Source organism: Primorskyibacter aestuariivivens (genome assembly GCF_028023675.1).
Taxonomy (GTDB): domain Bacteria; phylum Pseudomonadota; class Alphaproteobacteria; order Rhodobacterales; family Rhodobacteraceae; genus Marinovum; species Marinovum aestuariivivens.
In genome coordinates this window covers 1-11,910 of record NZ_JAQIOZ010000031.1, presented here as the reverse complement: position 1 = coordinate 11,910, position 11,910 = coordinate 1, and the positions used below count along the sequence as shown (strand labels likewise).

Below are 11,910 nucleotides of genomic sequence, written 5' to 3'. Positions count from 1 at the left end.
GGCAAACCCCCAGCCGTGGTCTACTGGCTAAGAAAAGACGAAACCCAATCAGGTCAGCAGGAGCAAAGAGTAGCTTAATTTACGCTGAACACTGTCCAAACACTGGGGAGTAGCTCATTGCGCAGATCACGCCATTCGACAGTGCATCGCCAAGCCAGGCAGCAATGCAGGGGGAGAGGGCTCTATAAAGGGGTGACCTGAAACCCGACTTCCCTCCATCTTTGCGGAGAATCCGTCGGTTGATTTCTGGCCTCATGCGGCCTTTGATTCCAAGGCTGTGCAAAGTTTGACTAGGCTTGCCCCGACTCGCCGCCGCGTACGGCAACAAATCCGGTTCCCGTCGCCGGGATCAGCGTAACGCCTCCTGTCGACCCACGCCGCCATCGCAAATCAATTGAACGTCCAACGTCACCTCATCTCCCGCCGTGCGCTGACGCTGTTGCGTGCCGAAGCTGCAGCCCGTCCCGTTGGCGTAAGCTTGTGGCGACCTAATCCCCATACACAAAGGCCGTAACGGACATGGCAAGTTAACGTGACAGCGCCTTCGCGTGTCTTCACATGCTCTGGTGAGCTGTTCCCGACAGGATCACATCGCCATCGCCCTCGGCCATGCTGCCCTGACTCTTGCCCGGACCGATGAGAGAACCGTTGGCATCCGTCCCGGTCGTGCAACTATCGTCATCCACCAATCCGTACAAGAAGCGTCAGAACGTGACTGCGGTGCAGCAACCCGACAACACGTGAATCGTCGACCACCGGGAAAACGCGGTGCGGATGGTCAAGGAACATCTCTGCGGCGCGGATGAGTTCGTCGCCTCCGTTGATCGTGATGACCGTTCTCGACATGTGGTCCGCGACTTTGCCAGTCCATTCATGGTGATAGCTGGCATGCACGGCGGAACGGAAACAGTCTTTCTGGGTCAATATGCCAATCAGCTCACCGTCATCGCCCAGGACCGGCGCGGCGGGTGTCTTGCCATCGACCAGAACGGCCGCGGCACGCCGGATCGGGGTTTCGGGGGACAGAGTTGCTATGTCGGTTCGCATGAGCGTGCGCACGCGGTATTGGTTCATGTCGTTTCCTTCCATCGGTGGCGCCGCCGCAAGCGGCAATCCTCGCGACGGTCCCACCCGGTCATAGGATGAAATCGGCGATCGGGCCGGTATAGACCCGCCGCTCCGTGCCAGGGTCATCGATAAGGAACAGGGCGGCAATATCGTGCCGCGTCGCGAGCTCCGGTCCCGCTTGCTCGCCCGCAGCGCAGAGCGCTGTCGCCCTGGCGTCAGCAGACATTGCGTCCCCTGCGATCACGCTCACCGAGCGCAGGTGTCCCGGCACTGGGACGCCAATCATTGGGTCGATGATGTGGTTATAGACCCGGCCGTTCAGGGCATAGCTCTGCGCGCTGGTGCCGGAGGTGGCCACCGCGATCCCCGAAGGCAGCCGGAGCACGGCAGCGGCGGGCCGGGTCCTGCCGGGTGAGGCCACCGCAGCGTGCCATCCGGTGCCGAACGCGCGGCCCGAAAGCTGCTCGACCTCGCCAGTATGGCCCGGATAGTGCCAGAGGGTCGCGACTCCGATCAGTCCCGGGACTTTGCGGCGCGTCGGAAGAAAGGCATCGGCTTTCATCGGTCAGGCTCCAAAATCATCGTGGAAGATCGAAGCCGGTTCGACGCCGAGCCGTGCCAATGTGGCCAGCACGGCCGAGATCATCGCCGGCGGACCGCAGAGATAGTATTCACAATCTTCGGGCGCGAGGTGAGCTTGCATTTCGGCAAACAGGATCTCATGAACAAAGCCCGTCGCCCCGGTCCAACGGTCACCCGGCGCAGGGTCGGACAGTGCCGGGATAAAGCCAAAGTTCTGCTGACGCTTGGCCAATGCGTCGAATTCCCCGGCATAGAACAGATCGACCGCCGAGCGTGCGCCATAGAAATAACGGATACGGCGCTCGGTGCCGCGCGCCAATTCCTGATGGATCATCGCGCGCAACGGCGCCATGCCCACGCCGCCGCCGACAAAGATCATTTCGCGCCCGGTCGGTTGGACGTGGAAATCGCCGAAGGGGCCGGACAGCGCAATCTCGTCGCCGGGCCGGACGGAAAACAGCCAGGACGACACCACGCCGGGCGGCACCTCATCTTCGCGACCCGCGGGCGGAACGGCAAGGCGGATGTTGAACACCGCCAGCCCGATATCCTCGGGTCGCGTTGCCAGTGAATAGGCCCGCGTGACCGGCGCAGGCGAGAGCGCCTTGAGCGCGCGCCAGCCGGCGATCTCCCAGGTGTCGGAGATCTCCGGTGGCAGGTCGAGCGTTGCGAAATCCAGCGTATAGGGCGGGGCGGTGATCTGCATGAAATCCCCGGCGCGGAACTCCGATGATCGATCCGGCGGCAGATCCACGACGATTTCGCGGATCAGCGGCGCCAGCATGCGAACCGAGGCAACCTTGCCGGTGAAACCGGCCCCGGCGGTCAACATGTCCTCGGGCACCCGAACCGCACAATCGCCGCGCAGACTGGTCTGGCAGGCCAGCCGGACACCCGCGCGCCGGTCCTTTGCCGACAGGACACCGCGCTCGGTCGCCTGCGGTTGACCTGCGCCGCCACCGGTCACCGTCACGCGGCACAGCCCGCAGGTGCCGGTGCCGCCACAGGCCGCCGGAATACCGATGCCAGCGCCATGCAGCACGCCGAGCAGCCTGTCACCTCGCCGTGCCGCCAAGTGCAGGCTGTCGTTCACTGTCACGTCAAGGCCTGTGTCGGGGATCAGCCGCCGCCTGAGGCTCACAAGACCCAGGCTGAGCCCGACGACAAGCGCCAGGATGATCCCGGTTGCAAAGGCGATCTCGGTCATTGCGCCGCCGCCATCTGGGAAAAGGCGGCAAAGCCGAGCGACATCAGCCCCGCCAGGACAAAAGCAATGCCGAGGCCGCGCAGGCTTGCCGGGAGATCGGAATAGGCCAGCCGCGTGCGGATGGCGCCCAGCATGGCCACGGCAATGGCAAAGCCCACCCCGCTGCCAAGACCGAAGACGGCAGATTGCAAGAAATCATAACTGCGCTCTACCATAAAGAGCGACCCGGCGAGGATCGCGCATTGCACCGTAAGCAGCGGCAGGAAAACGCCAAAGGCCGCATGGGTGGCGGGAAAGAACCGGTCAAGCAGCATTTCGAGCAATTGCACCGAGGCCGCGATCACGCCGATAAAAGCGATCAGCGCCAGATAGGACAGGTCGATATCGGGCAGCCCCGCCCAGGCCCAGGTGCCAGGGGTCAGAAACGCCTGGTAGATGAGATAGTTGAGCGGGACAGTCACGCCGAGAACTCCGGTCATCGCAATGCCAAGCCCGATCGCCGCCTCGGGTCGCCGCGACAGGGCCAGAAAGGTGCAGAGACCAAGAAATAGGGTCAGCGGCATATTGTCGACGAAAGCGGCGCTGAGGAAGAGATGCCAGAGCTCGCTCATTCCGCAGGCTCCGTCGAAAGCGGCGGGGTATGCTCGCGCGCTTCTGCCTGTTCCGGCAACACTGCGCGCACGGCCCAGACCAGCAGGCCCAGAAGAAAAAAGGCCGAGGGCGCCAGCAGCATCAGGCTGAGCGGCGTGAACCAGCCGCCCTGATCGACCAGCGGCAGGACCTGAAAACCGAACAGTTCGCCCTTGCCGAACAGCTCGCGCAGCCCGCCGACTATCATGAGCACCAGCGAGTAGCCCAGACCGTTACCGAAGGCGTCCACCATGGCGGGTAAAGGAGTATGGTGGCGGGCATAGGCCTCGGTCCGGCCCAGCACGAGACAATTGGTGGTGATCAGCCCGACATAAACTGAAAGCGCCTTGCTGATTTCGGAAAAATACGCCTGCAACACCTGGTCGATGACGATCACCAGTGAGGCGACGATCACGATCTGCAAGATCAGGCGGATGGTGTCGGGGATGTGGCGGCGAATCAGGCTGATCACGCCAGCCGCCAGTGTCAGCACGACAGTCAGCGAGATCGACATGGTCAGCGCCGTAGCGAGACCGGTGGTGACCGCCAATGCCGAGCAGAGCCCGAGGATCTGCAGGGTCACCGGATTCTGCCGGATCAGCGGATCGGTGAGCGTGTTCCAGAGGTTTGGGGGCTGCGCCATGACTCAGAACTCCCCGCGGGCAATGGCGCCGATCAGCGGGCCGTAGCCGTCCGGTCCCATCCAGAACCGAACCATGTTGGTCACGCCCCGCCCGGTACGTGTGGCACCGGTTATGCCATCGACCTCATGCACGCCCGAGGCCGCTCCGCGTGCCACGCGGAAGCGCAGGGTCCCGGCGCCGTCGCGCAGCTCGGTGCCGGGAAAGCTCGCTTGCCACGACGCCTCGTCGATCCGCCCGCCCAGCCCCGGGGTCTCGGAATGGCCGGTGACGGCAAGCCCGGCGATCGTGTTGGTGTCCCCGCGCAGCGCCAGGATCGCGTCGATCCGCCCGCCATAGCCCAGACCGCTGAGCGGCAGCAGGATCAGCGAGACCCGATCCGCCTCGCGCAGCAGGTAGACCTGTACGAAATCCGGGCGCTGGCCAAGACCGGCAAGGTCCTGCGCCGCGGACAGCGCCGTCCAGTTGCCGGGATCTTCCAGCGCGGTTTCCAGCGTCGCGGGTGTCACCTCTGTCGCAGCGCGGCCGGTCGCAAGATCGACGACCACGGTCGACAGCGCGCCGCCGGATTGTTCGAGCAGAGCGGTCATGCCGGGAATACCCTGAACCAGCGCTTCGATCCGGGCTTGTTCCTCGGCGGCGCGGTTGGCTTTCTGGATCGGGCGCAGCACCACGGTCGCGCTGCTGACCAGCGCGGCACAGATGCCGGACACGAGAAAGGCCATGAGGATTGTCTTGGTACGGCTCTCGTTGGGCAGCGCGAACAGGCGCCGCAGGGGGTTCGGGTCACGTCCGGCCATGTCGTCTCCTGCGTCGGGCAATCCAGAGGGCGAGCGCGGCCTCGTCCAGAAGCGGCGCGGCCAGCGAGGCAAGTAGCGCGGCCGAGACCGCCACCTGCACTGGTGCCGCCCCGGTCCAGTAGGTCGCAAACAGGATCACGAGACAACCGTAAAGCGCGCCGTTGATCCAGCGGCCAACCGTGGTGGCGGCGCTGGCGACGGGATCGGCGACCAGCAGAACCAGCACGATCCCGGCCGCGAACAGCACCGGGTCCGAAAGCAGCCCGGCCGCAACCCCCAGCGCCCCGACGCCCACCGCCCCGGCGACAAGCGCTGCCGGCAGGACACCGAGCGCCACGCCGATCCCTGCTGCCGGGAGCGCCGCCCAGGCGACCGGCGCGTCAAATCCGGGCCAGTCGAAAGTCGGGAATCCGAAACCGAGGAAAGCCAGCGCCACTGTGGCCGGATTCACCACATTGCGACCCCAGCCGCCAAAGACCAGCTCGCCCATGACCACGCCGAAACTGACCCCCAGGCTCAGGCGGAACACGCCCAGATTCTCTGGTGCCAGCATGGCGATGGCCAGCGCCGTCACCAGGGCGGCAAGCGACGGCGGCTGCGCGCGCAACAGCATGAAGACCAGATGCCAGATGCCGATCACCAGTGCCACGAGCCCTAGCTGCCCCAAAGCCGCGACACCGCCCATCCAGAGCCAGAAGGCCGCCAGCGGCAGGTAAGCAGCCAGCAACAGCGCGGCAACGGTTTCGCGGGTCCACAATCCACGCATCATGCGGCATATTCCCTGCGGATACGGTCGAGCATAGCGCGCAATTGGGCCATCAGCTGTCCGCCGTGGCACAGTACGTAATCGGCCAGTGCTACATCTTCCTCCAGAAGCGACAACAGGCCCAAGTTCATCGCTGTCTCGTCGTCTCCGGCTTCAAGCGCGCGTATGAAGGGCGCGGCAGGCAAAACGGCGCCGAAGGCCTGTGTCAGCGCGGCAGTCGGAATGGCCGGTCCGGCACCGGCGGTTTCGGTCAGCGCCGAGACCAGCCAGTGTTGCCTGCGGGGGGCCTCGTACCGGGGCAGGACGGTGACCTGGCGGTGGCGCGGAGCCAGCCAATGCGCGGCATGACCGTCGAGCGGCGAGCCTGACAGGATCACATGCGCGCCGGGCGCCGCGATCCTGCGGGTCAATTGCCGCAGATCGGCGCCGGGATGGGTGCGGAGCCGCCGCGCTTCGCGCAGGCCCGCACCGGCGATGCGCACCAGCCGGTTCATCGGCAGGATACCGGTCCTCAGCAGCGTGCCGAGCGCCGCGACATCTTCTGCGTGGATGTCCCAGACCGGCGTATCGAGACCGGCGGGACAGAGGCCGTGGACGCAAATGCCCGCAGAGGCCTGTGGATGGCGGGTGCCCCGTTCCGCGATCTGGATACGCCCGGATGCAAACGAGCGCCACGGCGCGGCATCGCCATGAGTGCAAAACACGACGGGGCCGTTGGTTAACCGGGCAAGCGCGCCGAAGCCACGCGCCAGATCCTCTTCCCTGCCGCCGAGTGCCTCAACCGGGTCGGGGGACAGAGGCCTTGTGTCGGCCGCCATGACGAGGATCGCGGACGGGGTTTCCCCTTGCGCCGGCATGCCTCCGAAAGGCCGGCGCCTCAGCCACGGCCAGACTCCCGCCGATTGCATCAGCCGACGCAGGCCGGCATCTGTCTCGGCCAGCTTCGGGTCATGTGTCTCGACCCCGGCGCCGTCATCTCGGAACAGCACAATCTCGGACAGCAGCCGACCAGGCTGCAGCGTGATCCGGGCCACACGTCCGGCAATCGGTGCGGTGAAGCAGATTTCGGGATTGTGCCGCAGGCAGGCCACAGCACTGCCACGGGCCACCACCTCGTCTTCCTGGACCAGCGGCGTGACACGCACGGCGGGGCCGACAGGCGGGCACAGCGCCGCCTCTTCGGTGATCACGTCGGTGGTCCCCGAAACCTCGAGCGGAGACTGGAACTCCGGGTTCAATCCTGCACCGGTACTGAGAAATGCCATTCCGCCTCCGACAGACCAGATTGCCCCCTAAGCGTTCACGCCTTCAGCGACGCCTTCACTCTCTTGAAATCTAGCCGGTGGATTCGGGGTCAAACATGAGCTAGATCAAGGATAGCATCGCCGCCGGGAAACTAAACTCCTAGGCAAGAGTCGCGCGGAAGATAAGGGGATTTCCCCGGAACAGCTGGTCACCCGAATCTGAAGTTCGCCTCACTGAAAACGGCGCGGGGCGCGAGCTGCAGGTTCTGCCCGGGTGACTATAAAAATTTGATTTTATTATGGTTTAAGGATTTGAAATTCGCTCCCGCGCTCAACCAGACAATATGGCGAATTTAAAATCCACCATACGAGGCTAAGGTCAACCGAATTCTTGAGGAGTGCAAAATGTCCAAGACGACCGCAGTGGATTACTTGAGCAAACTCATGACTGCAGGGCTCATCGCCGGTTTGCTTGCCGGACCGGCGATCGCCCAGAGCACCGATTCGGATGCCGGTGCGGAAGAAGGGGCGGTGGTGCCCTTTGCCCTGCCCAAGTCCGGGCCGTTTACCCCTGCCGAGATCGAGATCGATAATGATAAGGCCATCTCTGACTGGTTCCGTTCGGCCCATGCCAACGCGGCAGCCGAAGCCTTCAGTCACTGGGACGACGATGGCGAGATTCGTGCGGCTTGTGCCACCTGTCACTCCGGGGAAGGGTTCCGGGATTTCCACGGGCTGGACGGCACCGAGCCGGGCAAGGTTGACGGCACGATCAATATCGGCGGCGTTGTCGATTGCGGCACCTGCCACAATGCCGGGCTGGCCGAGATCAGCGAGGTCACTTTTCCCAGCGGGCTGGTCCATCCGGTGCGCGGTGTCGAAGCGTCCTGCCTGACCTGCCACCAGGGGCGCGCCGCTGGGACCACCGTGGCCAAGGCCATCGCCGGTCTGCCAGACGACGAGATCAATCCCGAACTGCGTTTCATAAATCCGCACTACGCCACCGCCGCCGCCACCTGGCTGGGCGGTTACGGCGCGGCAGGCTATCATTATGACGGGCGCGACTATTCCGGCCGGTTCTTCCATGCCCGCCCAGTTGCGAGCTGCAATTCCTGCCACGAGCCGCATACGCTGGAAGTGGAATTCGAACCCTGCACCACCTGCCACCTGGAAGACAGTGCCCGGAATATCCGCATCGCGCGGCAAAGCTATGACGGCAGCGGCGACACGTCGAAAGGTATCCGAGAGGATATTGCCGCCAACGCGGCGCTGCTGCTCGACACGCTCACCCGCTACGCCGCCGAGGTGGCCGGGGCTCCGGTGATCTATGACGGCAACCGCTACCCCTATTTCTTTGCCGATGCCAATGGCGACGGTGCCGCGGATATGAATGGGGACCGTCCGGTTGCCTATGCTTCCTGGACCCCGCGCAGCCTGCGCGCCGCATTCAACTGGAAGCTGGTGACCGCCGATCCCGGCACCTATGCCCATAACCCGCAATATGCGCTGCAACTGCTCTACGACGCGATTGAGGATCTGAGCGGGCCATTGGGCATCGACATGGACCGGCTTGACCTGCTGCGCTGAGTCGCGCTCGCCGGGCGCCCGAAACATGGACCGGCCCGCCGGTCCGGTAACGTCGGGCGTCCTTACTTGGGTGCTGCGGTCCGGCCCCTGCAGCGTTGCGAGGAGGATTCTGCATCGCGTGTTCGCCGCCGCCCGGTCGGGAAAGCGATCCTGCTGTTCCAACCAAAACTCGAAACGCGTTATTCCATCAGAACTCAATGACGGGGTGCCGGATCCCGGCCTTGCCCGTGGCGTCCGGGCGCGCACGGCTCACTGACCAGGCCGCGTGACTGATCCGTGAGCCAATTGGCACGCGCCTTCCACCACGATCCCTTGACCCTTGCCAAGGACCCGAAAGCCCCTCTGGCAAAGTTCGAAAAAGCGATCGATGGAGTGCCTGATGGCACCTAAAATGTGATCCTGGGGTGCTCCGGTGTTGATTTCTGCTGAGAAGTGACCCGTTATTTTCACCGAGATTTGACCCACCTTTGATTATTTCGCAGCGGTCATGTTGTGGTCTATGCTGGTGCCTCCTTTCTCTTTTTCTTTGCGGCTTCTGAGCTGGCTTTGTAGCGGTAGCTGTCGTTGCCGGTTTCCAGGATGTGGCAGCGGTGTGTGAGACGGTCGAGCAGCGCGGTGGTCATCTTTGCGTAGCCGAAAACCTGGGCCCATTCTCAGAAGCTGAGGTTGGTGGTGATGACCACGCTGGTGCGCTCATAGAGTTTGCTCAACAGATTGAAGAGAAGCGCGCCGCCGGATGAAGTTGCATTACTTCGTCGTACAGACCCTGCGAGTCCTTGATCAGCGACACAAGATCTGAGCTACTCCCCAACGTTTGGACAGGTTTCGGCGTAATTTAAGCTACTCTTTGGTCCTGCTGATCGGTTTGGGTTTCTTCATTTCTCAGCCAATAGACCACGGCTGGGGGTTTGCCGCCAAGGGCGGAGTGTGGGCGTTTGCGGTTGTAGAAATCGATCCATTTCCCAACGCCCGCCTTCGCTTCTGATCCGGTCTCCCAAGCGTGGAGGTAGACGCATTGGTACTTCGACGACCGCCAGAGCCGCTCGACGAAGATGTTATCGAGGAACCGGCCTTTGCCATCCATCGAGATACGCACTCCCGATCTGCGCAGCCGCTCGGTCCAGGCAAACGAGGTGAACTGGCTGCCCTGGACGCCCTTCTAAGAGTCAAGCGGCGATCTGAGACTGATTGATCTGCTTCTGGCGTCGCATGATGATGCCGAAGACTTCTCGGGCGATATAGCGCTTGAGGCTGCGAATGGCTTCCAGCTTCGAGTTTCCGGCAGCGATGCGTTTGGTAACGTAGGCTTGGGTTCGCGGGTCCAATCGCAACCGGCCGATCGCGATAATGTGGATGGCACTGTTGGCCGCGCGATCACCGCCTCTGTTCAACCTGTGCCGGATCGTTTTTCCGGAAGATGCGGGTACCGGACTAACACCGCAAAGGGCGGCAAAGCTCGCTTCGGATTTCAGGCGCTCGGGATTGTCGCCAGCCGTCAGCAATAGTTGCGCCGCGCTGTTCAAGCCGATCGCCGTCTGGTCGAGCAGTTCAGGGGCCAGTTCCTTGACGATGGCTTCGATCATGCCATCCAGGTCGGCGATCTCATCATGCAGTTCCAGATGGCGCCGCGCCAAGGATTTGAGCGAGATGCGATAAGCTTCTTCGACTTCCCGATATGCAGTGAGATCAGGCCGCCAAGCTGCCAATGTGCGGATCAGTTGCATGCGGGTCATCTGCCGCAGCGGGTCTCGCAATCTGTCGGGAGCGCAGACAATTGTCGTCTGGATCATCTGTAGGGCGATGCGGCGCGCCTGGACGGCCGTCTTGCGACAAACCCTTAGAACACGGAGGCTTTCGACCATCCCATCCCGGCTTCTCGGTGTCACCGTGTGCCGTTCCGCAAAGGCGGCATGGGCAGCGCTTTCCGCATCGAAGTGGTCGTTCTTTCCGCGGCGGCGTCGGTCATGCTTGTCGGGGGCAGTAACCTCCAGAACCTCGACGCCAGCCGCCTGCATGTAACGCAACAATCCTGCGCCATAGCTGCCCGAGCATTCGATGCCAACGCGTTGCAGATCGCCGAAAGACCGCATCCAGGCAAGCATCAAGCGGTACCCATGTCGTGTCGTGGGAAAGCTCTCGACACCGAGAACGCGGTCCTGGTGATCGACGACCGCAGCCACGTGCAAGTCCTTGTGGGTATCGACGCCGCCTACGACGTGAGATGCTTGTGAGTGTTCGGCCATCCTATGATCCTTTCCTGCGGCACGTGAATGAGCATCGCTCAGAAGAATGCAGGGACAGGACAGTCATGAGACCGGATGGTCAGGCCCTTCTTGGGTCACAGCGCACCTTTGAGACAAGCTCGCCGCAGGGCGTTCCCGGATGATCGACAGGTCCAGGGAAAGACACGTGTCAGGTCGATCGGAGTGAGAGTCAGATCACACCGGAAAGCCATGCGGCACCAACCCAGCGAATGGTCGATCTGTGTTTGAGTCAAACCACCCGAGAACTGGCACCAATCGTATGACTATCTGTATTCATAATCTCGGGTGGACCGTGTTTGGCGATGGCCTCGTTCAGTGCCGCGACGCAGAAGTCGGCTTCCAGCGTATTCGATATCCGCCAGGCCAGCACCTCGCGGGTGTGCCAGTCCATGATGGCGACCAGATACAGAAAGCCCCTGCGCATCGGCAGATACGTGATGTCGGCACACCAGACCTGATTGGGGCGCTCCACCCGTAGGCCACGCAGCAGATAGGGATAGGTCTTGTGCCCTTTCGCCGCTTTGCTTGTGTTCGGCTTCTGGTAGATCGGCATCAAACCCATCAGCCGCATCAGGCGCCGGATCCGTTTCTCGTTCACCAGATGGCCTTCGTTGCGCAAGTGTCAGGTCATCTGCCGGACACCAAAGAACGGCGTTTCCAGAAACTGCTCATCGATCTGGCGCATCAACATCAGATTCATCGCGGTCTCACCCTTGGGCATGTAGTAAAACGACGAGCGCGAGATCGATAGCAGCCTGCACTGTTTGCCAATCGACGGGTTGGTATTGGCTGGCTCAACCATCTTGCGCCTCACTTGCCGATCCACGGCTTGAGCTTTCGTGACAAAAGATCGTTGGCGACGGCCAGCTCCCCGATCTTCGCGTGCAATTCTTTGACTTGCTCCTCGTCGATCTCCGGAGGCTTCTTTCCGCCCCGCTCGAACACGCCCGACGCGCCTTCCAGAAGCGCCCGTTTCCAGCTGTGGATCATCGTTGGGTGAACTGTTCAGTCCCGGCATATGGTGGATCGGATTTAGGATGAAACGATCTGGCTCTGAAGTCCAGATCTTGCAGATGTATTCGTAAGGCGTCAGCCCGCTGAGGGTCTTGAGCCTGCGGGCG

The 11,910-nt window shown here is 62.7% G+C and carries 14 protein-coding genes and 4 pseudogenes; 2 read left to right on the top strand and 16 right to left on the bottom strand.

What is annotated here, in order from left to right:
• Positions 1-301: 301 nt before the first annotated feature.
• A pseudogene (locus PGB28_RS21110) lies at positions 302-514 on the top strand (hypothetical protein); the annotation flags it as partial.
• 40 nt (positions 515-554) lie between these two features.
• On the opposite strand, the gene PGB28_RS21105 reads toward PGB28_RS21110, so the two are convergent.
• From PGB28_RS21105 to PGB28_RS21065, 9 genes are all read right to left on the bottom strand, one after another.
• Positions 555-686 (bottom strand): hypothetical protein, encoded by a 132-nt coding sequence (locus PGB28_RS21105; RefSeq protein WP_271423486.1) that lies wholly within the window; start codon positions 684-686, stop codon positions 555-557.
• On the bottom strand, positions 679-1,074 hold the full coding sequence (locus PGB28_RS21100; protein WP_271423485.1) for a CBS domain-containing protein: 396 nt from the start codon (positions 1,072-1,074) through the stop codon (positions 679-681). The genes PGB28_RS21105 and PGB28_RS21100 overlap by 8 nt, the downstream gene beginning before the upstream one ends.
• A gap of 61 nt (positions 1,075-1,135) precedes the next feature.
• Positions 1,136-1,630, bottom strand: a complete 495-nt coding sequence (locus tag PGB28_RS21095) for an FAD:protein FMN transferase (protein WP_271423484.1) — start codon at positions 1,628-1,630, stop codon at positions 1,136-1,138.
• Between the two features lie 3 nt (positions 1,631-1,633).
• Entirely contained in the window at positions 1,634-2,857 is a 1,224-nt protein-coding gene (gene nqrF / locus PGB28_RS21090; RefSeq protein ID WP_271423483.1) for an NADH:ubiquinone reductase (Na(+)-transporting) subunit F, read from the bottom strand.
• Positions 2,854-3,468, bottom strand: a complete 615-nt coding sequence (gene nqrE / locus PGB28_RS21085) for an NADH:ubiquinone reductase (Na(+)-transporting) subunit E (RefSeq protein ID WP_271423482.1) — start codon at positions 3,466-3,468, stop codon at positions 2,854-2,856. The genes nqrF and nqrE overlap by 4 nt, the downstream gene beginning before the upstream one ends.
• On the bottom strand, positions 3,465-4,130 hold the full coding sequence (locus PGB28_RS21080; RefSeq protein ID WP_271423481.1) for an NADH:ubiquinone reductase (Na(+)-transporting) subunit D: 666 nt from the start codon (positions 4,128-4,130) through the stop codon (positions 3,465-3,467). The genes nqrE and PGB28_RS21080 overlap by 4 nt, the downstream gene beginning before the upstream one ends.
• A 3-nt stretch (positions 4,131-4,133) precedes the next feature.
• On the bottom strand, positions 4,134-4,928 hold the full coding sequence (locus PGB28_RS21075; RefSeq protein WP_271423480.1) for an FMN-binding protein: 795 nt from the start codon (positions 4,926-4,928) through the stop codon (positions 4,134-4,136).
• On the bottom strand, positions 4,915-5,697 hold the full coding sequence (locus PGB28_RS21070; RefSeq protein WP_271423479.1) for an RnfABCDGE type electron transport complex subunit D: 783 nt from the start codon (positions 5,695-5,697) through the stop codon (positions 4,915-4,917). The genes PGB28_RS21075 and PGB28_RS21070 overlap by 14 nt, the downstream gene beginning before the upstream one ends.
• Complete coding sequence (locus PGB28_RS21065) at positions 5,694-6,959, bottom strand: Na(+)-translocating NADH-quinone reductase subunit A (protein WP_271423478.1); 1,266 nt, start codon at positions 6,957-6,959, stop codon at positions 5,694-5,696. Before PGB28_RS21065 ends, PGB28_RS21070 begins: the two co-directional genes overlap by 4 nt.
• 384 nt (positions 6,960-7,343) lie before the next feature.
• Here PGB28_RS21065 and PGB28_RS21060 point away from each other — a divergent pair, with 384 nt between their 5' ends.
• Positions 7,344-8,525 (top strand): cytochrome c3 family protein, encoded by a 1,182-nt coding sequence (locus PGB28_RS21060; protein WP_271423477.1) that lies wholly within the window; start codon positions 7,344-7,346, stop codon positions 8,523-8,525.
• 497 nt (positions 8,526-9,022) lie between these two features.
• Here the strand turns inward: PGB28_RS21060 and PGB28_RS21055 are convergent.
• The 7 genes and pseudogenes from PGB28_RS21055 to PGB28_RS21025 all read right to left on the bottom strand — a co-directional run.
• Positions 9,023-9,268 (bottom strand): annotated as a pseudogene (locus tag PGB28_RS21055) (ATP-binding protein); the annotation flags it as partial.
• A 92-nt stretch (positions 9,269-9,360) separates the two neighbouring features.
• Positions 9,361-9,675, bottom strand: a pseudogene (locus PGB28_RS21050) (transposase); the annotation flags it as partial.
• 16 nt (positions 9,676-9,691) lie between these two features.
• Complete coding sequence (locus PGB28_RS21045) at positions 9,692-10,768, bottom strand: IS110 family RNA-guided transposase (RefSeq protein ID WP_271423476.1); 1,077 nt, start codon at positions 10,766-10,768, stop codon at positions 9,692-9,694.
• Positions 10,769-11,018: 250 nt separating this feature from the next.
• Complete coding sequence (locus PGB28_RS21040) at positions 11,019-11,408, bottom strand: DDE-type integrase/transposase/recombinase (protein WP_271423475.1); 390 nt, start codon at positions 11,406-11,408, stop codon at positions 11,019-11,021.
• A gap of 3 nt (positions 11,409-11,411) precedes the next feature.
• A complete protein-coding gene (locus tag PGB28_RS21035) occupies positions 11,412-11,591 on the bottom strand; it encodes a hypothetical protein (protein WP_271423488.1) in 180 nt (59 codons plus the stop codon).
• A gap of 8 nt (positions 11,592-11,599) precedes the next feature.
• Positions 11,600-11,779 carry a hypothetical protein gene (locus PGB28_RS21030; protein ID WP_271423487.1) on the bottom strand — a complete coding sequence of 60 codons (180 nt, stop codon included), beginning with the start codon at positions 11,777-11,779 and terminating at the stop codon, positions 11,600-11,602.
• Positions 11,780-11,789: 10 nt separating this feature from the next.
• A pseudogene (locus tag PGB28_RS21025) lies at positions 11,790-11,910 on the bottom strand (IS481 family transposase); the annotation flags it as partial.